This window comes from Novosphingobium decolorationis (assembly GCF_018417475.1).
GTDB classification, from domain to species: domain Bacteria; phylum Pseudomonadota; class Alphaproteobacteria; order Sphingomonadales; family Sphingomonadaceae; genus Novosphingobium; species Novosphingobium decolorationis.
This window is the reverse complement of the sequence record NZ_CP054856.1, coordinates 111718-133185: the sequence shown is the minus strand read 5'-3', so window position 1 is coordinate 133185 and position 21468 is coordinate 111718. Positions and strand designations below refer to the sequence as shown.

The window sequence follows — 21468 nt, the reverse complement described above, 5'->3', positions numbered from 1 at the left end:
AGGTTAACCCATATAGGAAATATTCGTTCGTAAACCTAAAATTTGCTGACATCAAAGCGTAACAATATCCAGTTGTCCAACATGCATGTGCGCACTGCAACAAAGCACAACCCTGCACGGATTCGAGCCATTGGCGATGCTAGTCCCCCGGCCTTGCGGCGGAGCACAATTTGCGGCTGTTTTCGTGCCGCAGAGCAGCAAATGCGGCGAACACAGGTCGCACGCGGTTTGCCCGGAAGCGAATCAACGGCGCTCCGGGCAAACATGTGTCAAACGATTCGGCAGGTCATGGCCGGAAGAGACAGGTCTGTCTGCCGTTCCGGTCAAGCAAGGGGCGGCGGACGTTCCGCTCAGGCGGAGAGGTGCGCCGCGTGCCAGGCGACGTGCTCGCCCAAAAACGTCGAGATGAAGTAGTAGGAGTGGTCGTAGCCCTCCTGCATGCGGATCGTGGCCGGCATGCCAGCGGCCTCGCAGGCCTCGTCAAGGAGCTGGGTCTTGAGCTGCTCTTCGAGGAAGCCGTCGGCCGTCCCCTGGTCGACCAGCAGGTGCGGTGCACGCGCGCCATCGGCAATGAGCGCGCAGGCGTCGTATTCACGCCAGTCCGTCCGGTCCGCGCCGATGTACCCGGTCAGGGCCTTCTCGCCCCAAGGGCATGCCAGTGGCGAAACGATCGGTGAGAACGCACTGATCGAGCGGAAACGCTCGGGATTGCGCAGGCCGATGGTCAAGGCGCCGTGGCCGCCCATCGAATGCCCGGTAATGGCCTGGCGCGCCATGTCGGCGGGAAAGGCCTCGCCGATCAGCGCAGGCAGTTCGCTCTCGATGTAGGAGCGCATGCGGAAGTTGGCCTTCCAGGGCTCCTGCGTCGCATCGACGTAGAAGCCCGCGCCCTTGCCGAAGTCGTAGGTGTCCTCATCGGGCACGTCCTCGCCCCGGGGCGAGGTATCGGGCGCGACGAAGATGATCCCGTGCCGGGCACAGGCTTCGCGAAACTCCCCCTTTTCGGTGACGTTCGCGTGGGTGCAGGTGAGCCCCGAGAGGTACCACAGCACCGGCAGCTTGGCGCCTTCGGCGTGGTCGGGCACGAAGACCGAGAAGGTCATGTCGGTGCCGGTCTGGGCCGAGCGGTGCGTGTAGACGCCTTGCGTGCCGCCGTGGCTGCGGGTGGTGGATACCGTCTCGAGGCTCATGTTCTGCTGGTCCTTACGCTGCCACGTGCCAGAGGCAGATCTTGTTGTTGTCCGGGTCGCGCAGGTACGCGCCGTAGCTGCCCGGGAACGCGGCGCGCGGCCCCGGTTCGCCATCGCAGGTGCCCCCGGCCGCAAGACCCGCCTTGTAGGCTGCGTCCACCGCCTCGGGGCTCGCGGCTTTCAGGCCGATCGTACCGCCGTTGGCGAAAGTCGCGGCCTCACCGTTGGCGGGCACGCCGACGATGAAGTTGGCCGTTCCATCGGAATACACGTAGGCCGCGCCGTCCTTGATCCCGAAGCCTTCCTTGAGACCATAGGCCCCGAAGACGGCGTCGTAGAAGGTCTTGGCGGCAGCGGCATCGTTGGTGCCGACGAAAATGTGGCTGAACATCGTAAAGGGTCTCCTCAGTAAACCACGACCGAGCGAATGGATTCGCCCGCGTGCATCAGATCGAACGCCTTGTTGATGTCTTCAAGCCCCATGACGTGGGTAATCATCGGATCGATCTGGATTTTCCCATCCATGTACCAATCGACGATCTTGGGCACGTCGGTCCGGCCCTTGGCGCCGCCGAAGGCCGAGCCCTTCCAGACGCGCCCGGTGACGAGCTGGAACGGACGGGTCGAGATTTCCTTGCCCGCCTCGGCCACGCCGATGACGATGCTCTCGCCCCAGCCGCGGTGGCAGCATTCGAGCGCGGTGCGCATGACTTCGGTGTTGCCGGTGCAGTCGAAGGTGTAATCCGCGCCGCCATCGGTCATCTGCAGGACCTTGGCGATCACGTCCTCGCGCTTCATGCCCTTGGTATTGAGGAAGTCGGTCATGCCGAACTTGCGGCCCCATTCCTCACGGTCGGAGTTGAGGTCGATGCCGATGATCTTGTTCGCACCGGCGAGCTTCGCGCCTTGGATCACGTTGAGGCCGATACCGCCCAGGCCGAAGACGACGACGTTGTCGCCGACCTGCACCTTGGCGGTGTTGACGACCGCGCCCACGCCCGTGGTCACGCCGCAGCCGATGTAGCACGAGGTCTGGAACGGCGCGTCCTTGCGGATCTTGGCGAGCGCGATCTCAGGCAGGACCGTGAAGTTCGAGAAGGTCGAGCAGCCCATGTAGTGGAAGATCTGCTGGCCCTTGTAGGAGAAGCGGCTGGTGCCGTCGGGCATCAGGCCCTGGCCCTGGGTCGAACGGATCGAGGTGCACAGGTTCGACTTGCCCGAGGTGCAGGTCTTACACTGGCGGCATTCGGGCGTGTAGAGCGGGATGACGTGGTCATCGACCGCGACCGAGGTCACACCCGCGCCCACTTCGCGCACGATCCCTGCGCCCTCGTGGCCCAGGATCGAGGGGAACAGGCCCTCGGAATCGAGCCCGTCGAGGGTGTAGGCATCGGTGTGGCAGATGCCGGTCGCCATGATCTCGACGAGGACCTCGCCCTCCTTGGGGCCTTCGAGATCCACTTCGACGATTTCCAGCGGCTTCTTGGCTTCGAACGCGACGGCTGCGCGAGTCTTCATGGGCGGTATCTCCTAGTCTGCCGGATGGCGTTGGCGGGCCTTCTAGCGCGTTGCTGGATTGGCGTGAATGGGGTTGTTTTGCAAAGCATTATAACCATACAGGAATAATCATTGCAGGAGAACGGCCATGGGGCCAACGACATGAGAGCCGAGACATGAGGTCCGTCGCATGAGCGGGGCCTGGGACGGCATCGAGGAATTCGTGAGCGTGGCGCGCGCGGGCAGCTTTACAGGCGCGGCGCGCAGTTTCGGCGCGTCGGTCACGCACATGAGCCGTTCGGTCAGCCGCCTGGAAGCGCGGCTGGGCAGCCAGCTCTTCCACCGCACCACCCGCTCGCTCAGCCTGACCGAGGCGGGGCGCCACTTCTTCGAGACCGGCAGCCGCCTCATTGCCGAGCGCGACGATGCCATCGCCGCGATGACGGCAAGCAGTTCGCCGCGCGGGCATCTGCGGATCACCTGCTCCTACACGCTGGGCGAGCAGTTCATCGGCCCGATCCTGCGCGGCTATGCCCAGGAATACCCCGAGATCGCGATCACCTGTGATCTCGACAACGACGTCGTCGACCTCATCCGCGACGGCTACGACCTGGCCATCCGCACGGGGCACCTTGAAGATTCGCGCCTTGTCGCCACCCGCGTCGCCTCGCGCGCGATGGTGACGGTGGCCTCGCCCGGCTATCTGGAAGCGCACGGCGTGCCGCTGCGCATCGGCGATCTGAAAGGCCACGCCTGCCTGATGGGCTCGAACAGCCTCTGGCAGTTCGCAAGGGGCGAAACCTTCCGCCCCGAAGGGCGCTGGAAGGCGAACAGCGGGATCATGGTGCTGGAGGCCGCGCTCGAGGGCATGGGGCTGTGCCAATTGCCGCGCTTCTATGCCGCACCGCACCTGCGCAGCGGCGCCTTGCGCGAAGTCCTGAGCGCCGAATGCCCCGAGGACGAACCGATCTGGGCGGTCTATCCGCGTCCCAAGCATCTCTCCCCCAAGGTCAGCACGCTGGTAGAGCGGCTGCGGGCCGAACTCCAGGGACGGCTCTCTGGCGAGGATATCCCCGCCACCGCTCTCACGGGTTGAAGCTGTAGGGTTTTTCTTCGCCGAGCCGCGCCTCGAGCACCTCGAGGCTGAGCGCGCGGTCGAAATAGAACCCTTGCGCGTACTCCACACCGAGCCCGCGCAGCAGGTGAACCTGCTCTTCGGTCTCGGCACCTTCCCCGATGACTTCCAGATGCAGGTCCTTGGCGATCTCGATTACCCGCTCGGTCACGTGGCTGGTCGCGGTGTTGGCGCCCAGAGCATGGACGAAGAGCTTGTCGACCTTGAGATAGTCGAGATCGAGCTGAGCAAGGAAGCTCAGGCTGGAATAGCCTGTCCCGAAATCGTCGATGGCGATGCGCGCGCCCATCCCCCGAAGCGCGCGAATGGCATCGCCTGCACGCTCGACATCGATGAAGGCCCGTTCGGTCGCCTCGAACACGAAATTGCGCGGCGGCAGACCGGAGGCGGCAATGCGCCGCCCGATCCGGTCGGGCAGTGCCGGGTCGTGAAGATCGTTGGCCGAGAGGTTGATGCCGATATGGAGATCGGGGCGCAGGGCCAACAGGCGCGGCGCGTCGCGCACGATGAGGTCGAACAAGCGTTCGGTCAGCGCATGGATGAGCCCCGACGCTTCGGCCACGGGAATGAACTCATCGGGTCCTACCTTGCGCTCACCATCACAGCGCCAGCGCAGCAGGACCTCGACCCCGGCGATCCCTCCCGTCTGGAGGTCGATGACAGGCTGGTATTCGACGTAGAACTGATCGCGCATCAGGCCACTGCGAATGAGCGCGGCGCTGGATGTGCGCTGGCGCATGATGCTGATGAGCATGGCCGCCAGCAGCAGCCCGATCAGGATGCCGATCGGCACCAGCATCACGAGCGTCTGATAGAAGAACTGGCGCACCAGATCGCCCGGCACAGCCGCCCCTACGGCCAGATCGTAGCGGCTGTTCTTGCGCAGATAGACAACATGATCGTCCGACCAGAAGGCCTTGTCCAGCGTGGCCCGGCCTGCAAAGGGCGCAAAGTCGAACGCGCCCCTGGACATGACCACGCGCGCACTGCTCCAGGAAATCGCGGCAATCGCCGTCCCTTGCTGCAACTCCACGAAGCTGAGCAGGAGATCCTTGTGCACGACCGCGACATAGGCCCCCCGGCCGATCACGAAATAACCGGGACCTTCGGGTTCGAACCGGACATTCATCCAGACCTCGACGCCCGTGTTCGAGCGGATCGACGGCTCGCCCAGCTCGACATGCAGATCCTGATCGATGGAGGAGCAGACTATGGCGTTGTCCCGGACATAGCCGACGGCCTGAAGCAGGGTGGAATCGAGATCGATACTGCGCATCTTGGCCAGAGCCGCATCCGAGCAGGGCGCAACGCCCTCCAGATCCTGCGCGAGGCGATTGGCCGCCATGACCTGATCGGCCGCCACCACCACCTTGCTCAGGACGACGTCCGCCATTTCCCGGGCGACGGCCTCCGCACGCGCTTCAGCCTGCTGCCAGGCGACCAGCGCGGCAAGGCCAACAGGCATGAGAACGAGGAAGCATGCCGCGGCCAGTATCAGGGGAGAAAAAAGTCTCCGATTGGCCGACGCTGGGGTCACCCACTCACTCCAGGCAAGAAAAAGACACCGGCGTCACTCCTTACCCGATGCACACCGGGTCTATCAGCGGCTGGAGACAACTTCAATCTGCGGAGGCGGAGGATAGACATATTGTATGCAATGCAGGACAAACGGCGAAGTTGCAGGACGCCTCGCCCATCGTGCAGCGCCGGTTATCCCGCCCCGATCAGTTCCCGTCCGATCAGCATGCGCCGGATCTCGTTGGTGCCCGCCCCGATATCGAGGAGCTTGGCATCGCGCAGGTAGCGCTCCACCGGCCAGTCGGTGGTATAGCCCGCGCCGCCCAGCGCCTGCACCGCCTCGCCCGCCACGCGAAACGCGTTTTCGCTCGCCAGCAGGATTGCGCCGGCCGCATCGAAGCGCGTGGTATTGCCCGCATCGCAGGCCCGCGCCACCGCGTAGACGTACGCGCGGGCCGATTGCAGCGCGACATACATGTCCGCGACCTTGGCCTGCATGAGCTGGAAGGTTCCGATGGGCGCGCCGAACTGGCGCCGCTCGCGCACATAGGGAATGACGGTATCGAGGCAGGCCTGCATGATACCCAGCTGCAAGCCGGCCAGGACCACGCGTTCGTAGTCGAGCCCGCTCATCAGCACCTTCACCCCGCCCCCGACCGGGCCGAGCACGTTCGCCTCGGGCACGAAGCAATCGTCAAAGACGAGCTCGCAGGTAGGCGAGCCGCGCATGCCCAACTTGTCGATCTTCTGGCCGATGGAGAAGCCCGCCATGCCCTTCTCGACAAGGAACGCGGTGATCCCGCGCGAGCCGGCATCCGCATCGGTGCGGGCATAGACCACCAGGGTATCGGCACAGGTCCCGTTGGTGATCCAGAACTTGGTGCCATCGAGCCGCCAGCCCCCCCGGGACCGCCTCGGCGCGCAGCTTCATGCCCACGACGTCCGAACCCGCGCCAGCCTCGGACATGGCGAGGCTGCCGACGTGTTCGCCGCTGATGAGCGGGGCGAGGTACTTTTCCTTCTGCGCATCGTTGCCCCAGCGCCGGATCTGGTTGACGCACAAGTTCGAATGCGCGCCATAGGACAAGCCGACCGAGGCCGAGGCGCGGCTGACTTCCTCCACCGCCACGACGTGTTCGAGATAGCCAAGGCCGATCCCGCCCCACTCTTCCTCTACCGTAATGCCGTGGAGGCCGAGCGCGCCCATCTCAGGCCAGAGTTCGCGCGGGAACCTGTCTTCGCGGTCGATCTGCGCGGCCAGGGGGGCAATTCTCTCCGCCGCGAAGCGCGCCACGCTCTCGCGGATCATCTGCGCGCTTTCGCCCAGGCCGAAATCGAAATCCGGGGTCGCTGTCATCTCTCTCCTCTTCCCGCCACCAGGAATGGCGACGCATCCTTCGGACCTTGCGGGTGTTGTCCCCGGTATGTCCTGTTGTAGGCTGCCCCTGCATCCGGGACTTTGCGGTGGAGGTCAAGCAACACCTGACACCCAAGACGCTGCACTCGTAACCAAGGTGTGAAATTATCGTGCCAAATCAGGATCCGATCGCAAAGCCTTCGAGCCCCCGCGACGCGCAGCCCAGCAAGGCTGTCCTGGGTACCAACGCACCACCGCGCGTGCAGGTCCTCGTGACCTACCTTTTCCTGGCAATCATGGGCATCGAACTGGTCACCCTGGTGATCTCGGCGCGCTGGGCCCACGTGGCCCTCGTTACCGGGCTCATGATCGTCATCGCCATTCCGGTGACGGTGCACCGTCGCCTCATCGCCAACGTGCCCGTCGAGATCCAGATCTTCGCGGTCATCTTCGTCTTCGCCACGCTGTTTCTGGGCGAAGTGGGCGATTTCTACGAGAAGTTCTGGTGGTGGGACATCGCGCTCCACACCTGTTCGGGCGTGCTGCTGGGGCTGCTCGGCTTTCTCACGCTCTACATGCTCAACGAGACCGAGACGGTCAGCCTGCACATGCGCCCCTCGTTCCTGGCCTTCTTTGCCTTCTTCTTCAGCGTCGGGCTCGGCGCGATCTGGGAGATCTTCGAGTTCACGATGGACCAGGTCTTCGGGCTCAACATGCAAAAGCCGATGCTGGACGACCCTTCGGGCCTCACCGACACGATGTGGGACCTCATCGTCGATACACTGGGCGCCCTCACCGCCAGCCTGATCGGGCTTATCTACATGCTCCAGGCTCGCAAGGAGGGGCGGCGCGACTGGCTGCAGCGCTTCGTCGACCGCTACCCCCGCTTCTTCAACCACACCTGAGGACGCGCCCTCACGAACCGATGAAGTGCGCTGGGCGCCGCTCGAAGACCGAGGCGACGCCCTCGGCGTAATCCGCCGTCGCGCGCAAGGCCGTCTGCTCGGCATGTTCGCGCCGCATTGCCGCCACCGCCGCGTTGGCCGTGCCGTCCATCAGCGTGCGTCGCACGGCCAGCAGCGCCAGCGGAGCATTGCCGGCTATCTCGTGCGCCATGGCGAGCGCCTCTTCGGCCACGGTCCCTTCGTCCACCATGCGATCGACGAGGCCCCAACTGAGCGCAGTCTCCCCTTTCACACGCTCGGAAGACAGCATCATCCAGCTTGCACGCTGTTCGCCCAAAAGACGAGGCAGGGTATAAGTCAGCGCGAAACCGGGATGAAAGCCAAGCCGGGTGAAATTGGCCGAAAGGCGCGTGGTCGCATCGGCCACCCGGAAGTCGGCGGCCATGGCAAGCCCCAGCCCCGCTCCGATGGCTGCGCCCTGCACCCCGGCGATGATCGGCTTGCGGCGACGGAACATCCGCTCGGCCTGGTTGTAGAGCTTGGAGATCGCAGCCATGCCGCCACTGCCCGCAATCGCGGTGTCCCCGGCCAGATCGGCGCCTGCGCAGAACGAACGCCCATGCGAGGTCAGGACCGAGCAGCGCAGCGCCGGATCGCTGTCCACCTTGTAGAGCGCATCGGCGATCTGGCGCATCAGGTCGGGACAGGCGAAGTTGTGGGGTGGCTTGGAAAAATGGATCTTCGCAACGTGGTGATCACGCTCGAGGGTCACATTGATGCTCATCTGCGGTGGGTCTCCTGCCTGACGGCCTTTTTCATGCCTGTCTCGGCATATTCCAGAAAGGTTAGCGCCTGTTCAAGCACGTTCGCAGATATGATCCAGCACATCTCCGTACAGCGTCTGGAGCGCATTTGCTGCATTGCCGAAATTTAAGGGCTCGCCTGTGTGCGATTACTGCGACATACTCCACGGCCATGCACAGACGTGACACTCCGCCTCGCCTTGCAATTCCGCCCATGCCCCGCATTTCGGGGGAGCGTATCGCCCGCCTGTCCGCGCCTCTGCGGTGCAGCGCGGCATGACGGCGGACCTGTGGACCTGGGCGCTACCGCTCGCGCTCATGCTGGGAGCGGGTCTGGCCTCGGGCTTTGCCGCCGGGCTCTTCGGAATCGGCGGTGGATTCGTGGTCGTGCCGGTGCTTTTCATCATGCTGCCCCTGCTGGGAGGTACGCCCGAAAGTCTTGCCCATGTCGCCATCGGAACCTCGCTCGCCACGATCCTCGTGACCTCGCTGCGCTCGGTCCAGGCCCATGCGCGGCGCGGCGCGGTCGACTTCGCACTGCTCAAGGCCTGGGCGCCCTGGATCGTCCTGGGCGTGGCGGCGGGCGTGCTGCTGGCCGCGCGGGTCAGCGGGGCCATGCTCGCGCTCATCTTCGGGGCGGGCGTGGCCATCATGGCCCTTCATTTCCTCTTTCCGATCCTGGCCAACCGCCACCTGCGTGACGAGCTTCCCGGCGGCCTCGCGCGCGTCGGGATCGCCGGAGGCATCGGCGCCTTCTCGTCACTGCTGGGAATTGGCGGCGGCACCATCGCGATCATCGTCATGACGCTGTGCGGCAAGGACATACACCGCGCCATTGCGACGGCATCGGGCGTCGGTTTCCTGATCGCGGTGCCGGGCACCCTGGGCTTCATCGCCATCGGCCTTGGCGCGCCCGACCTGCCGAGCGGATCGCTGGGCTACATCAACCTGCCCGCGACGCTCGCCATCGTCAGCACCTCGATCATCTCGGCCCCCTGGGGCGCGGCGACCGCGCACCGCCTGCCCGCCGCCGTGCTGCGCCCGGTCTTCGGCCTCTACCTGCTCTTCGTCGCCTTCACCATGGTCCGCAACGGGCTCGGAGGCTGATCCCCGCAAGGACTTTCCGACACTCGAACAACCGCCCATCCCGTAAGGAGGAAACGCCCGATGTCCCATGCCTTCACCCGCCGCGCCCTGATCGGCAGCGCGACCGCCGGAACGGCGCTGGGCCTTGCCGCAACGGGCGCCTCGCGCGCGGCGCTGGCCGCCTCGCCGGTTCCGCCGCCCAGCGCGGTCGGCGACCTGTTCGGACCGCCCTCGGGCCTTGCTCAACTCAGCCGCAACGAAAACCCCTTCGGCCCCTCGCCCAAGGCGCTCCAGGCCCTCACGCAGGCTTCCTGCCACGGCGCCTACTACGCCGACCGAGGCGTGGCCTACCTCACCGACATGATCGCCGAGCGCTTTGGCCTTGCCCCGGATAACGTCATCGTGAGCTCGGGCTCCACCGAGGTCCTGTGCTGCGCGTCGATGGCGCTAGCCGAGCAAGGCGCCATCCTGTGCCCAGACCTGTTCTGGGACACCACCGTCACCTATGCCGAGAAGAAAGGTGCCAGGTTGAAGCGCGTTCCGCTGGCCCCGGACATGGGGATCGACCTTGCCGCCATGAAGGCCGCGATTACCCCGGACGTCGGCCTCATCCACATCTGCAATCCCAACAACCCCACCGCCATGTCGCTCGACGGCGATGCCCTGCGCGCCTTTATCCGCGGGGTCGATCCGGCCATCACCGTCCTTGTCGACGAGGCCTACATGGAGCTGACCGCGCGGCCCGAATACACCTCGATGGTCGATCTTCTGGCCGAGCGCGAGAAACTCATCATCTGCCGCACCTTTTCCAAGATCTACGGCATGGCGGGGCTGCGTCTGGGCTATGCGCTCACCTCGCCCGCGATGGCGGAGAAACTGCGCGGCTATCTGATGAGCTTCGGGGGCAACAGCGCCGGACTCGCCGCGGGAATCGCCTCCTACCAGGACGAGGCGTTCCTCTCCTATTCCAAGGCCCGCATCCTCGAAGCGCGCGAAGCCATCATGGACGCGGTCGGATCGGCCGGACTTACCGCCCTGCCCTCGGACGCCAGCTTCGTCTACGTGAAGGTCCCCGATGCCGATGCCCTGAAAGCCGAAATGGCCAAGGCCCAGGTCGCGATCCGGCCCGCCTACGGGACCTGGACGCACTACTCACGCGTCAGCACGGGCCGCATGGAGGATGTGGCCCGCTACGCCGAAGTGCTGCGCCGGACCTACAAGGCCTGAGGCAGCGCCGCGTCCTCGCGGAACTTCTCGCGGATCAACTCGTGGACCGCCGCAATGCGCGGTTCGCGCAGGACCTTGGGCAGCCAGATCAGAAAGTAGCGGTTGACCGGCATCTCGACCGGCGGCTCGATCTCGACGAGTTCGCCGCTCGCAATGTGCCGCTCGCACAGATAGCTGGGCAGGACGCACCAGCCAAAGCCGTCCATGACCATGCGCTGGAGGCACCGCAGATCCTGACCCATGACAGCAGGCGGAAGTGCATGGCGCGCAAGGCCATTGGCGCCCAGCCAGGTCGAAATGAGCTGCTGCTTGATGTTGAAGGCCAGGACCGGCTCATCGTGGAGCGCCTGGCCCAGGTCAGGCGCCGCCATGATCCGCGCGGCCACCGCGGGGGAGGCAACCGCGTGCAGGCGCTCCTCGTGCACCATCTCGCTGCGCACGTTGCCGTCAAGCACCGGGTAGCCCGACAAGGCCAGATCGCAATCGTCCTCCAGCACGCCAGCCGCCATCTGCGCGTGGTCCGCAGCCACAAAGCGGATCTGCATCCCTGCCCGGACAAGCGAGACAAGCCGGGGCACCACCATCTCGGCCAGGAAATCGGCCTGGCCCATGATCCGCACGACCCCGGTCTGGTCACGCGAGCGTGCCCGGGTGCGCGCCAGGACGGCCTCGGCCATGTCGAGGGTATCGCCCAGGCCAGCGGCCATCTCGTCGGCGATGACGGTGGGGCGCACCCCCTTGGCGTGGCGCACGAAGAGCGCATGGCCGATCGCGGCCTCAAGCGCGGCGATATGCTGCGAGATCGCAGGCTGGGTCAGGCCCAGGCTGCGCGCGGCACCGCTAAGCGATTGTTGCCGGTAGACTTCCACGAAACTGCGCAGTTGTGTCAGGGCCATGACCCCACATAACGCAACTTATGGATAATCCCAAATCATCTAATATCCCTTAGGAGCAAAAACCGCATATTGGGCACCTCGCCCATCGCGGACGGATGATTGATCCCCCCTCCCCCACGTTCATCTGATCGCGATGGGCATTCTCGCTTCACCCTCGCACGCGCGCCCGACCGACCACCGCATCGCCCCTGCCGGACACCGTCGCCTCCCCGTTGGACCCCGCCCGATGACCTCGCCCCGCTGGCAGGCTAGCTTTTTTGCCCTCAAGACCACGCTGGCCGCGCTCATGGCGCTGTGGATCACACTGTGGGTCGGGTTGGAGCGTCCGTTCTGGGCGATCACGACCGCCTACATCATCTCCAGCCCCCTTTCTGGTGCGACGCGTTCCAAGGCGATCTACCGCGTGCTCGGGACCTTCGTGGGCGCGATTGTTGCGGTCGCGCTGGTCCCCGCGCTCGTCGACTGGCCGCCGCTGCTGTGCCTCGCCTTCGCGCTGTGGGTCGGGGGAACGCTCGCGATCTCGCTTCTCGACCGCTCGCCACGCGCCTATACGATGATGCTGATGGGCTATACCGCGCTCATCGTCGGCTTTCCCGCGGTGGACCAGCCCGAGGCCGTGTTCGAGATCGCGACCGCGCGCGTGACCGAAATCGTCCTCGGCATCACCTGCGCCACGCTCACCCACAGTCTGCTCTGGCCCCAGTCGGTGGGCAAGACGATGGGCCTCAAGCTCTCGGTATGGTGCCGCGATGCCCGCGCCTGGCGCGCCGAGATCCTCGCCTCGGACGGGTCGGGCGACCCGCGCGAGGGACGCCGCAGGCTGGCCAAGGACGCAATGGACTGCGTCATCATGGCCACCCACATCCCCTTCGACACCTCGCACTGGCGCGACGCCAGCAGTTCGGTCCAGGCGATGCTGCGCCGCATCCTGCTGCTGCTGCCCGCGCTGTCGGGGCTCGCGGATCGCCAGCGCGCGCTTGACGAGCTTGCTACCCGGCCCGATGCCAGCCCGGAATGGCGCGAGCTGCTGGAGCACAGCCACACGCTGCGCGAGGGCCAGACCGCCCAGCTTCTCGATGAATGCGAGGCAATCCTCGCCCATGTCGAGGACCGCCGAAAACCCAAGCCGGTCGACAAGCTGGAAAACCGCGCGGTGATTGCGCTTCATGCCGACTGGGTCTTTGCCATGTTGGCCGGGCTCGCCGCGGCGATCTCGATCCTCATCTGCTGCGCGATCTGGATCGGCACGGGCTGGGCCGACGGCGCCGTCGCGGCGATGATGACGGGCATCTTCTGCTGCCTCTTTGCCGCTCTCGACAACCCGGTGAAGATGATCCTGAGCTTTGGCGGAGCAATCATCGCCTCGCTGGTTCCGGCCGCCTTCTACCTCTTCGTGCTGATGCCGCCGGTCGACGGGTTCATTCCGCTCGCGATCCTGCTCTTCCCGGTGCTGTTCGCCGCCGCCTGGATCATCCCGCACCCGCGCTATGGCCTGATGGGCGGCGCGTTCATGCTGGGCTTTGCCAACGCGCTGGCGCTGCAGGAGAGCTACCACGCCGACTTCGCACGCTTCCTCAACGCCAATGCCGGGCAGGTGCTGGGCGTGCTCGTCGCCGCGACCGTGACGGCGGGGCTGCGCTCGGCGGGCGTGGACCGGATCGTGAAGCGTCTGCGCCGCACTCTCCACCGCGATCTCGTCAGCCTGGCCTCGGCGCGCGTCGCGCCCAATCCGATGACCGCCCTGGGGCGCACCACCGACCGCATGGCGCTCATCACCGAACGGCTGGGCGATGCCACCGACGAGGCCACCGCAACCTTGCGCGAGGTGCGCATCGCCGAGAACATCGTGACCATCCAGCAAGTGCGCACGGGCGCCGAGCGCAAGCTTGCGCTTGCCCTCGCCCGGGTCCTGCGCGACGTGACGCGCACCTACCAGGAACCGGCCCAGCCGGCACCTGCTCGCCTGCTTGGCCGGATCGATGCCGCCATGCGCCTCATGCTCGCCAAGGGGCCGCCGGTCGCCCACCGCCAGGACGCCCTGCCCGACCGCACCGATGGCCTGGGCGCGCTGGTCGCGCTGCGCCGCAACCTCTTTCCCGATGCCGCTGATTTTCGAAGGGATGCCCTGACGTGACGCCGGACTATCTGCTGGGCGTGATTTACGTCGCCGCAGCGCCCGTCGAGGCCTGCATCGCGCTGGTCCTCACCTACCTTCTGCACCGCCTGCTTTCGGCCCTGCGTCTCTACCGCTGGATCTGGCACGGGGTGCTGTTCGACACCGCTCTCTTCGTCGTCGTCTGGGCCGCCCTGGTCCTTGTCCTTCCCACGCAGTTCGCCGGATACCACCCATGAGCCCGTCATCAACCGAACGTCGCCGCAAGGTCATTTCCATGGCCATCACGGGTTCGCTCGTGCTTGTCTCGATCTGGGCGGGCGTCTCGCTGTTCCGTTACTACCAGGACGATCCCTGGACGCGTGACGGGCGCATCCGGGCCGACATCGTGCAGATCGCCCCTGACGTCGGCGGGCTCGTCACCAAGGTCTATTTCGACCACGACGATCCGGTGAAGCGCGGCGACATCCTCTTCGAGATCGACCCGGCCCGCTACACCCTGGCCGTGACCGAGGCGAAAGTTGCGGTGCGTCAGGCCGAAGCCGACCTCGCGGCGGCCCGCTCCGCCGCGCAAGGGGTCGAGGCGAGCCTGGCCGAAGCCCGGCGCGAGGAGAGGCGCGACACCAGCCTGTCCGACCTCCTGCCCAGCGAGACGACCGAGCAGACCCAGACCCGCGCCCGCGAACTGACCGCCCGCGCCGCGCAGGCCCACGCCGCCATCGAGCAGGCCGCCGCCCGCCTCGCGGCCGCGCGCAACGCGCTGGATCTTGCCGAACTCAACCTCACGCGCACCCACGTCGTAGCGCCGGTGAGCGGCTACATGTCCGACTTTGCCCTGCGCGTCGGAAACTACGTCAGCGCGGGCAGTCCGGTGCTCGCGCTTGTCGACACCTCCACCTTGCGCGTGGAAGGCTATTTCGAAGAAACCAAGCTTGCCCAGATCCACCTGGGCCAGAAGGCGCTGATCAAGCCCATGGGCACCGAAGAGCCCATGCACGGGCACGTCTTTTCCATCGCGGCGGGCATCAAGGACCACGACCGCACCGACAGCCAGGACCTGCTGCCCGCGATCAATCCCTCCTTCAGCTGGGTGCGCCTGCCCCAGCGCATCCCGGTGCGCATCCACATCGACGATGCGCCCAAGGACCTTGCACTGATCTCGGGCCGCACCGTTTCGGTCAGCCTTGAACTGGACGACAAGCAGTGAGACGCCATCGCTTTCGCTCACTGGGCGCCCTTGCCAGCGTAACCGCGCTGGCCGCCTGCACCGTGGGGCCCGATTACCACCTGCCCGAGAACGCCGCCATCGCGCGGCCCGAGGCCCAGGCCCCGCTTACCTCCGGCGCACTGACCGTGACGGACGAACTGCCGCCGCGCTGGTGGTCGCTTTACGATGATCCGGTGCTCGACGCGCTGGAGGAGCAGGCGCTCGCGGCGAACACCGAACTGCGTTCAGCCGGCGCCAACCTCGCGCGCTCCGCCGCCATGGTGCGCGCCACCAAGGGCCTGCACGATCCGCAGGTCGCAGTCGACGCCGAAGTCCAGCGCGCGCGCCTTTCGGGTGAAAGCTTCCTGCGCTTCGAGACGATCCCCATGAACAACCTGGGCATCGGCGAGGCCAACGTCTCCTACCAGCTTGACCTCTTTGGCCAGATCCGCCGCCGGGTCGAGCAGGCCGAGACCGAGCACGAGGCTACCGAAGCCCTGCTCGAGGCCGTGCAGGTCACCGTCGCCGCCGAAGTCGCGCGCGCCTATGTCGAGGTCTGCGGCGAGAACGAGGCCGTGGAACTGGCCGAGCAGGCCGTCGAAACACGCGAACATATCCTGGGCGTCATCGAGCGTCTCCATGCGGCGGGCAAGATCGGCACGCCCGAAGTCACCCGCGCCGAGCAGATGCTTGCGCAGGCGCGTTCCCAGCTCCCGGGACACCGCGCCCGCGTGCGCGCCGGGCTCTATCGCCTCGCCTATCTCATCGGGAAGACCCCGGCCGAATACCCGCGCGAGGTGGAAAGCTGCAGGGCCCTGCCCAAGCTCGACCGGCCGCTCCCCATCGGCGATGGCGCCTCGCTGCTGGCGCGCCGCCCCGATGTGCGCGCGGCCGAACGGACCCTGGCCTCGGCCACGGCCGGCATCGGGGTCGCCGAGGCCGACCTCTACCCGCACATCGCGATCGGCGGCGGGGGCGGCACCTTCGGGCTCCTCGCCGACGTGGGCAAGGCGATGGCGGGCCACTGGTCGATCGGCTCGATGCTGAGCTGGGTCTTTCCCACGCGCCAGCAGCGCGCGCGCGTGACGCTCGCCAAGGCCGGCGCGGACAAGGCGCTTGCCGACTTCGACGGCGCCGTGCTCGGCGCGCTGCGCGAGACCGAGACCGCGCTTTCCTCCTACCGCGAGGCGCACAACCGCGCCGTCGATCTGGAGGAAGCCTTGGAAAAAGCCGAGACGCTCGACGCGCAGAGCAAGCGGATGTTCCGCGCGGGCAAGACCGGGCTGCGCGATGACCTCACCAGCAACGCCTCGCTCATCGCCGCGCGCGATGCCGAGCGCGAGGCCAACGACGCGGTCGCACAGGCGCAGATCAACCTGTTCCTGGCGCTGGGCGGGGGCTGGACGGATCAGAAGGCGAGCGAGGACATCTCCGAAGAGGGTAGCGAACTGCCGCCCGAAGCCGGGGAATGACCTCGCCCGGCCAATGCGCCGCTATTTCGGCGCGCTGAGGACCGCGCAGGCAACGCGGCTGCCCGCCGCGCCCGACGGCTGGCTGGTGTAGTCGTCCGCGCCCTCATGGATGACGAGCGCCGAACCGTCGCCATCATGGATCGAGTTTTCGCCCGCCATCAGCGTGACCCCGGTGTTGAGCACCTGGGTCTGGAGATGCCCGTCTGCGCCTACGGTCTGATTGGGCATGTCGCCGCCATGCGGACCGCCTTCGACCATGAGGCCGTGTTGGCTGGCCCCGGGCGCAAAATGGCCGCCTGCGCTCTTGAAGCCGTCCCCCGGATCGCACGTGCCGGTCTCATGGATGTGGAAGCCATGCGCACCGGGGGCAAGGCCGGTCACGTCCGCCTTGATCAGAACGCCCGACGGGGTCTGTTCAAGATCGACCCGGCCCACACTGGCCCCGGAGGTGTCGATGACCGCGGCGCTCACCTTGCCTTCGTGATTCTCGGCAAGCGCAGCGGTCGCGGCAAGCGGGGAAAGGCTGACGGCCAGCAGGGCCACGGCGGTCACGCGGGGGGATGTGAACATGAAAAGGCTCCTTCGCACAGGCATTCGAGGCCCCCACCCCAGCTACGTATCTAGGTTTACGCGTGAGCCTTCGTGCCGGTTCCCGTGCTTAGCTCGCCGGCTGACCAAGCTTGGGAAACGGCGCCTTCTTCACCGTGTCGCGGTTGGTGAGGAGCAGGCGCGCCTGGGTGCCCCACTGACCGATGAAGAGGTCGTCCTTGCCATCGCCATCCAGATCGCTCTTGGCCATGCTCCAGCTGCGCCCGGTGGTCTCGCTCGGCATCATCGCCAGGGTGACATCGGTGAAGTGGCCCTTTCCATCGTTCTGCCAGGCGCGCACCTGCAGCGGCACGAAGCCCGGAACCTGGATCGCAGAGACCACGATGTCGGGCGCACCGTCGTGATTGAAGTCGACGATCTCGCCGCCCCAGCTGGAAAAGCGATGCTCCGGAAGATTGCCCTTGGTCGCGTCGCGCCAGTGGCCCTTGCCATCGTTCAGCAGGAGGCGCGTCTGCGGGTCCTTGTCCCAGCCGTGGTTGTTGCTGGTGAGATTGAAGTACAGGATGTCGGGCAGACCGTTGCCGTTGGCGTCGAAGACGTGAACCTCACGCGTCTCGGTGGGCACGTCCTGCTCCAGCCGGTCGGTCGCCTCGGTAAAGTGGCCGGTGCCATCGTTGAGGAGCAGGCGGTTGGGCCCGTCCTGCTGCGCCGTCACGATGTCGAGCGCGCCATCGCCGTTCATGTCGGCCAGCACGATCCCCTGCGTGCCCTGCGCGTTGCCGGGCAGATGGCTGACCGAGGCGTCGATGAAGTGGCCGGGATTGTCGGCATCGTTGAGCCACAGGAAGTCCTTGGCCGAGCCCGCACCTTTCTCATTGGTGTTGCCGATCACGATGTCAGGCAGACCATCGCCGTTGACATCGCCGATGGCGAGCGCGTTGCCCTCGCTGTGGCTGGGCAGGCGATCGCTGGCATCGGTGAAGGTGCCCCCCGGTCCGCCCAGGAAGAGTTGGTGCACGCCGTCGTCCTCGGCCACAAAGACAAGGTCCATCCAGCCATCGCCGTTGAGGTCGGCCGCTTCGACATGCTCACTGTCGTGGACGATGTTGCCGAACGCGCCCTTCTTCCAGGTGAGCGTGCCATGCCCGTCATTCAGATAGAGCCGGTTGACCCCGTATTCGACCGCGACAACGACATCGAGATCGCCGTCCTTGTCGACATCGACAAAGGTCGCATCGAGCGCGTGCAGCCAGGGATCAAGCGGCACGTTGACGCGCGTCGCATCGACGTATTCGGGCGAACGCGCCTCCTGCGCGGCAAGCGGGGTAAAGGTGAAGGCCCCAAGGCCCGAGGCGGAAAGTGCAAGCAGGCTGCGCATGGCGATCTTCATGGAATGCTCCGAAACTGCATATGGCAGGAGGCTCAGTCGGCCGCGCTGAACGTGCCGATGTAGAGGCCGCCCTGCCCGGCAATTTCCGGGCTCTCGCGCGGATCGACGGCATAGGCGATGTGGATGCCATCGGGCGAGATGACCGACTGGCGCGCGGTCGCAGTGGTGTCGCCCATGGTGGTCAGGCGGCGGGGCTCCCGCGAGCCGTCGATGCGCACGATGTAAAGATCGAAGGGGCGGTCGAAGCCGACATTGGCGCCATGGGGCGCATAGTCCTCCAGCTCTTCCGGGCTTGGAAGGTCGAGCCGGGTGCGCGTGGCCATGAACGCCATGAACCGCGCTGGGTGGCTGCTGAGGCCGCGCCACGTGCCGTCAGGGTCCGAGGCGCGGTTGGATTCTTCCAGGCCGTAGCGCTCGTCGGGGAACAGGTGTGTCTCGGTGTGCGCCGGGCTGGTGTAGAGAGGCGTGATCGCGCCGGTCTCTGTATCCACCTTGACCATCTCGTCGTCGAGAACGTCGCCCTTCTCGAAGATGGTGTAGAAGGTGACGTAGCGCCCCTCTTCCATGAAACCGTAGGCTTCGGCGACGGTCATGCCTTCGGGCTTGTCGGGCGCGCGCGCGTCGTAGAGCACCCGCTCCTCGCGCAGCACCGGCCTGCCCTCGGCCCACGACAGTTTTGCCGTGGTCAGGAGCGAATTGTTGTTCGCCGCATCCCCCCAGGCGATGCGCACCGCGCCGTCGGCATCGGGCGTGCGGGTAATCGCGATCTCGCCAAAGCCCGTGGCGCCGATGGGCAGCAGCGGGCCGAGTTCAGCGGACATCCAGTAGAGTTCCTGCCCGCGCACCGGGGTCCCGTCCTCCGCAGGACGGCGCGGGGCGAGGATCAGGAAGCTGCCATCATAGAGATAGTAAATCCGCGTTACGTCCTTCTGCCCGCCCAGATGACAGGTCAGGCAGCGCACCTTGCCCGTCGCCGGGTCGAGTTCGTGCGCGGGCGTGTTGCGGCTCTCGGCTTCGGTAAAGGCGATCTTCGTGCCATCGGGCGACCAGTCGGGACGCGTCCCCCAGTCGAGCACCCGCTTCGCCGAAAACGGGGCCGCCATGTAATCGGGATGGTCGGTCACCGGGCCCTGCGCATGGGCCATCGGCGCCAGCGCGGCGACGGTGATCGGAAGGGCGGCGGCCCGGATCAGGCTGCGAAGCGGGTTTGGCATGGTGGGCACGGCTCCTCAGGACGGCTGCGTTGCAGGGGCTGCGCCCAGGTAGGCCGCGCTCTTGGCCAGCGATGTGAAGCGGTCCGCCGTAAACGGAGGCTCCTGTTCGACATAGAACTGGCGCACGCCCGCCGCGTAGGCTGCGGGCAGGAGACGCCCCCAGTCGAGACTGCCTGCCCCCACTTCGGCCGGATCCTGGCGAAACGCGAAGTTGGGTTTGGTGGTGGCGTAAATGTCCTTCACGTGGGCCTGGCGCACCCGGCCCGCGTAGCGCGTGACGAAGTCCACCGGGTCGATCCCCGCCGCCGCGACCCAGCCAAGGTCGACCTCGAGACCGACCAGTTCGGGATCGGTGCGTTCCATCAGGATTTCCCAGCCGGTCCGGCCGGTATCGTCGACCGGACCGAACTCCACGTTGTGGTTGTGATAGGCGAGCTTCACCCCGTGTTCTGCCAGCGACGCCGCGCGCTCGTTGAGAAGATCCGCGGTGCGCTCCCACACGTCTGCGCCCTGGCTGTGCACGGCACGGTAGAGGTATTCGCCAAAGGGTTCATCCTCGCCCCGGCTCACATCGCGCGGAAAGATGAACATGGGCAGGACAACGTCGCGCACGCCAAGGACGCCGAGATCCTCAACAAGTTTCTGGGTGTCGGCCTCGGTTCGACCGATCAGCGCATCGCCCAGGTGAATGCTGGTGATGGCAAGACCCGCCTCGTCCGCCGCCGCGCGCAAGTCGTGCGGCGTATGCCCGTGCAGCCCGGCCAGCTCGAGCGAGCGGAAACCGATCGCGGAGAGCTTGCGCAAGGTCCCCCGGATGTCCTCCCGCGCCATCGCATCCACGGTGTAGAGCTGCACGCCAAGCGGCAGGCCGTGCTCGGACAGGAAATGGCGCATGTCGGCGGGCTCCTTGGCGAGCAGGCGGCCGGGAATGGCCAGCGCCGTAGCTCCGATGGCCATGGCGGCCAGCATCTGGCGGCGGTGAAGACGGTGCATGATGTTCCCCCTTATCGCGGCGCGACACTTCGCGCTTGGTGAAGGTGGTATGGGTCGGCAAGGTCGCTGGCAACGAATTTTTCACGGCATTAAATTTTCTATCGCCCTGCGAAAAAGAGCCTGCGCGCCCTCTCGATAACCCGTGCCAGCGTGCTAGAGCTCCCCCATGCCCGAGCCCTCCTTGACAGCCCCCGCTGCCCGCCCGCCCCGGCACCGTGGCTACGCCAAGGGCGCGGCCAAGCGCGAAGCGATCCTGCGCGGCGTCATGGATCTGATGGACCGCGAGGGGTATACCCGCCAGTCGCTGCGCGACATTGGCGAGGCACTGGGCATGGAGCCCGCCCATATCCTCTACTATTTCGCCAACCGCGAGGATCTGCTGCAAAGCGTGATCGAGCTGTGGGACAGCGATTCGATCCCCTCCTTGCGCGAAACGGGTACCCGCGCCGCGCCGCCAAGCCTGGAACTGTTCGTCGAGGCCGTGAGCCGCAACGTCGGCGCGCCGGGCATGGGGCACCTCTTCCTTGCCTTCGCTGCCGAAGCGGTGGACCCGGCGCACTCCGCCCACGCCTTCTTCAAGCAACGCGTGGATCGCGTGCAGCACGATCTGGCCCAGGCCATCCGCGCAGGGCAGGCCTGCGGCAAACTGCGCGCCGACCTCGATCCCAACCAGAGCGCGCGCCACCTCATGGCGCTGGCCGACGGGCTCCAGCTTCAGGCCCTGCTCCAGGCCCGGGGCGACGTGATCGCAGACTTGCGCGCGGCCATAGACGCCCTCGCCACCTGAGCCCGACCTGCTCAGGGGTGTTCACAAGCTGGCGCGCACGGTTGCGGCGCCGCAGCTTGCCACTTATGCCCCTGCCCCTTCACACCGGCGTTCTTTCCATCCCGGAGCGGGCGCCCAGATGGGACTTCG

19 protein-coding genes and 1 pseudogene are annotated in these 21468 nt (G+C 66.3%); 9 read left to right on the top strand and 11 right to left on the bottom strand.

Translation table 11 applies throughout. The features are described from left to right. Positions 1-350: 350 nt before the first annotated feature. Genes fghA through HT578_RS00690 form a run of 3 tightly spaced genes read right to left on the bottom strand, consistent with a single transcriptional unit; the run spans position 351 to position 2708 of the window. Positions 351-1190, bottom strand: a complete 840-nt coding sequence (gene fghA / locus HT578_RS00700) for an S-formylglutathione hydrolase (RefSeq protein ID WP_213501527.1) — start codon at positions 1188-1190, stop codon at positions 351-353. A gap of 13 nt (positions 1191-1203) precedes the next feature. Next, positions 1204-1581 carry a VOC family protein gene (locus tag HT578_RS00695; protein WP_039394031.1) on the bottom strand — a complete coding sequence of 126 codons (378 nt, stop codon included), beginning with the start codon at positions 1579-1581 and terminating at the stop codon, positions 1204-1206. A 14-nt stretch (positions 1582-1595) separates the two neighbouring features. Continuing rightward, positions 1596-2708: an S-(hydroxymethyl)glutathione dehydrogenase/class III alcohol dehydrogenase gene (locus HT578_RS00690; protein WP_039394033.1), complete on the bottom strand. Its 1113-nt coding sequence runs from the start codon at positions 2706-2708 to the stop codon at positions 1596-1598. A 169-nt stretch (positions 2709-2877) separates the two neighbouring features. Here HT578_RS00690 and HT578_RS00685 point away from each other — a divergent pair, with 169 nt between their 5' ends. Then, positions 2878-3783 carry a LysR family transcriptional regulator gene (locus HT578_RS00685; RefSeq protein WP_039394037.1) on the top strand — a complete coding sequence of 302 codons (906 nt, stop codon included), beginning with the start codon at positions 2878-2880 and terminating at the stop codon, positions 3781-3783. Here HT578_RS00685 and HT578_RS00680 read toward each other — a convergent pair. After that, entirely contained in the window at positions 3773-5287 is a 1515-nt protein-coding gene (locus HT578_RS00680) for an EAL domain-containing protein (protein WP_213501525.1), read from the bottom strand. The genes HT578_RS00685 and HT578_RS00680 overlap by 11 nt on opposite strands. Positions 5288-5532: 245 nt before the next feature. Further along, a pseudogene (locus tag HT578_RS00675) lies at positions 5533-6697 on the bottom strand (isovaleryl-CoA dehydrogenase). A 170-nt stretch (positions 6698-6867) separates the two neighbouring features. On the opposite strand from HT578_RS00675, the gene HT578_RS00670 reads away from it, so the two are divergent. Further along, positions 6868-7602 (top strand): DUF2238 domain-containing protein, encoded by a 735-nt coding sequence (locus HT578_RS00670; protein WP_239026416.1) that lies wholly within the window; start codon positions 6868-6870, stop codon positions 7600-7602. A gap of 10 nt (positions 7603-7612) precedes the next feature. Here HT578_RS00670 and HT578_RS00665 read toward each other — a convergent pair whose 3' ends face one another. Beyond that, on the bottom strand, positions 7613-8386 hold the full coding sequence (locus HT578_RS00665) for an enoyl-CoA hydratase/isomerase family protein (protein WP_213501523.1): 774 nt from the start codon (positions 8384-8386) through the stop codon (positions 7613-7615). 295 nt (positions 8387-8681) lie between these two features. On the opposite strand from HT578_RS00665, the gene HT578_RS00660 reads away from it, so the two are divergent. Together HT578_RS00660 and HT578_RS00655 are read left to right on the top strand one after the other, a co-directional pair. Next, positions 8682-9512 carry a sulfite exporter TauE/SafE family protein gene (locus HT578_RS00660; protein ID WP_039395616.1) on the top strand — a complete coding sequence of 277 codons (831 nt, stop codon included), beginning with the start codon at positions 8682-8684 and terminating at the stop codon, positions 9510-9512. Between the two features lie 60 nt (positions 9513-9572). Further along, a complete protein-coding gene (locus HT578_RS00655; protein ID WP_213501522.1) occupies positions 9573-10718 on the top strand; it encodes a pyridoxal phosphate-dependent aminotransferase in 1146 nt (381 codons plus the stop codon). On the opposite strand, the gene HT578_RS00650 is transcribed toward HT578_RS00655, so the two are convergent. Continuing rightward, positions 10706-11614, bottom strand: a complete 909-nt coding sequence (locus HT578_RS00650) for a LysR family transcriptional regulator (protein WP_213501520.1) — start codon at positions 11612-11614, stop codon at positions 10706-10708. The genes HT578_RS00655 and HT578_RS00650 overlap by 13 nt on opposite strands. 226 nt (positions 11615-11840) lie before the next feature. On the opposite strand from HT578_RS00650, the gene HT578_RS00645 reads away from it, so the two are divergent. Genes HT578_RS00645 through HT578_RS00630 form a run of 4 tightly spaced genes read left to right on the top strand, consistent with a single transcriptional unit; the run spans position 11841 to position 16406 of the window. After that, positions 11841-13748: an FUSC family protein gene (locus tag HT578_RS00645; RefSeq protein WP_213501518.1), complete on the top strand. Its 1908-nt coding sequence runs from the start codon at positions 11841-11843 to the stop codon at positions 13746-13748. Next, the gene (locus HT578_RS00640) at positions 13745-13966 is read left to right on the top strand and encodes a DUF1656 domain-containing protein (RefSeq protein WP_039394056.1); all 222 of its coding nucleotides are present in this window, start codon (positions 13745-13747) and stop codon (positions 13964-13966) included. Before HT578_RS00645 ends, HT578_RS00640 begins: the two co-directional genes overlap by 4 nt. Next, a complete protein-coding gene (locus HT578_RS00635; RefSeq protein ID WP_213501516.1) occupies positions 13963-14934 on the top strand; it encodes an HlyD family secretion protein in 972 nt (323 codons plus the stop codon). The genes HT578_RS00640 and HT578_RS00635 overlap by 4 nt, the downstream gene beginning before the upstream one ends. Further along, the gene (locus HT578_RS00630) at positions 14931-16406 is read left to right on the top strand and encodes an efflux transporter outer membrane subunit (RefSeq protein ID WP_213501515.1); all 1476 of its coding nucleotides are present in this window, start codon (positions 14931-14933) and stop codon (positions 16404-16406) included. Before HT578_RS00635 ends, HT578_RS00630 begins: the two co-directional genes overlap by 4 nt. A gap of 21 nt (positions 16407-16427) precedes the next feature. Here the strand turns inward: HT578_RS00630 and HT578_RS00625 are convergent, their stop codons facing one another. The 4 genes from HT578_RS00625 to HT578_RS00610 form a co-directional block, all read right to left on the bottom strand. Continuing rightward, positions 16428-16976: a superoxide dismutase family protein gene (locus HT578_RS00625; protein WP_213501513.1), complete on the bottom strand. Its 549-nt coding sequence runs from the start codon at positions 16974-16976 to the stop codon at positions 16428-16430. A gap of 88 nt (positions 16977-17064) precedes the next feature. Further along, a complete protein-coding gene (locus tag HT578_RS00620; RefSeq protein WP_213501511.1) occupies positions 17065-18345 on the bottom strand; it encodes an FG-GAP repeat domain-containing protein in 1281 nt (426 codons plus the stop codon). Between the two features lie 32 nt (positions 18346-18377). Then, positions 18378-19559 (bottom strand): TolB-like translocation protein, encoded by a 1182-nt coding sequence (locus HT578_RS00615; RefSeq protein WP_213501509.1) that lies wholly within the window; start codon positions 19557-19559, stop codon positions 18378-18380. Between the two features lie 15 nt (positions 19560-19574). Beyond that, on the bottom strand, positions 19575-20552 hold the full coding sequence (locus HT578_RS00610) for a sugar phosphate isomerase/epimerase family protein (RefSeq protein ID WP_213501507.1): 978 nt from the start codon (positions 20550-20552) through the stop codon (positions 19575-19577). A gap of 166 nt (positions 20553-20718) precedes the next feature. On the opposite strand from HT578_RS00610, the gene HT578_RS00605 reads away from it, so the two are divergent. Further along, the gene (locus HT578_RS00605) at positions 20719-21339 is read left to right on the top strand and encodes a TetR/AcrR family transcriptional regulator (protein ID WP_213501505.1); all 621 of its coding nucleotides are present in this window, start codon (positions 20719-20721) and stop codon (positions 21337-21339) included. Positions 21340-21468: the final 129 nt, after the last annotated feature.

Excerpts from the sequence above, each read along its gene's own strand:
- fghA (WP_213501527.1), bottom strand. The coding sequence starts at position 1,190 with ATGAGCCTCGAGACGGTATCCACCACCCGCAGCCACGGCGGCACGCAA.
- HT578_RS00695 (WP_039394031.1), bottom strand. The coding sequence starts at position 1,581 with ATGTTCAGCCACATTTTCGTCGGCACCAACGATGCCGCTGCCGCCAAG.
- HT578_RS00690 (WP_039394033.1), bottom strand. The coding sequence starts at position 2,708 with ATGAAGACTCGCGCAGCCGTCGCGTTCGAAGCCAAGAAGCCGCTGGAA.
- HT578_RS00685 (WP_039394037.1), top strand. The coding sequence starts at position 2,878 with ATGAGCGGGGCCTGGGACGGCATCGAGGAATTCGTGAGCGTGGCGCGC.
- HT578_RS00680 (WP_213501525.1), bottom strand. The coding sequence starts at position 5,287 with ATGCCTGTTGGCCTTGCCGCGCTGGTCGCCTGGCAGCAGGCTGAAGCG.
- HT578_RS00665 (WP_213501523.1), bottom strand. The coding sequence starts at position 8,386 with ATGAGCATCAATGTGACCCTCGAGCGTGATCACCACGTTGCGAAGATC.
- HT578_RS00660 (WP_039395616.1), top strand. The coding sequence starts at position 8,682 with ATGACGGCGGACCTGTGGACCTGGGCGCTACCGCTCGCGCTCATGCTG.
- HT578_RS00655 (WP_213501522.1), top strand. The coding sequence starts at position 9,573 with ATGTCCCATGCCTTCACCCGCCGCGCCCTGATCGGCAGCGCGACCGCC.
- HT578_RS00650 (WP_213501520.1), bottom strand. The coding sequence starts at position 11,614 with ATGGCCCTGACACAACTGCGCAGTTTCGTGGAAGTCTACCGGCAACAA.
- HT578_RS00645 (WP_213501518.1), top strand. The coding sequence starts at position 11,841 with ATGACCTCGCCCCGCTGGCAGGCTAGCTTTTTTGCCCTCAAGACCACG.
- HT578_RS00635 (WP_213501516.1), top strand. The coding sequence starts at position 13,963 with ATGAGCCCGTCATCAACCGAACGTCGCCGCAAGGTCATTTCCATGGCC.
- HT578_RS00625 (WP_213501513.1), bottom strand. The coding sequence starts at position 16,976 with ATGTTCACATCCCCCCGCGTGACCGCCGTGGCCCTGCTGGCCGTCAGC.
- HT578_RS00620 (WP_213501511.1), bottom strand. The coding sequence starts at position 18,345 with ATGAAGATCGCCATGCGCAGCCTGCTTGCACTTTCCGCCTCGGGCCTT.
- HT578_RS00615 (WP_213501509.1), bottom strand. The coding sequence starts at position 19,559 with ATGCCAAACCCGCTTCGCAGCCTGATCCGGGCCGCCGCCCTTCCGATC.
- HT578_RS00610 (WP_213501507.1), bottom strand. The coding sequence starts at position 20,552 with ATGCACCGTCTTCACCGCCGCCAGATGCTGGCCGCCATGGCCATCGGA.
- HT578_RS00605 (WP_213501505.1), top strand. The coding sequence starts at position 20,719 with ATGCCCGAGCCCTCCTTGACAGCCCCCGCTGCCCGCCCGCCCCGGCAC.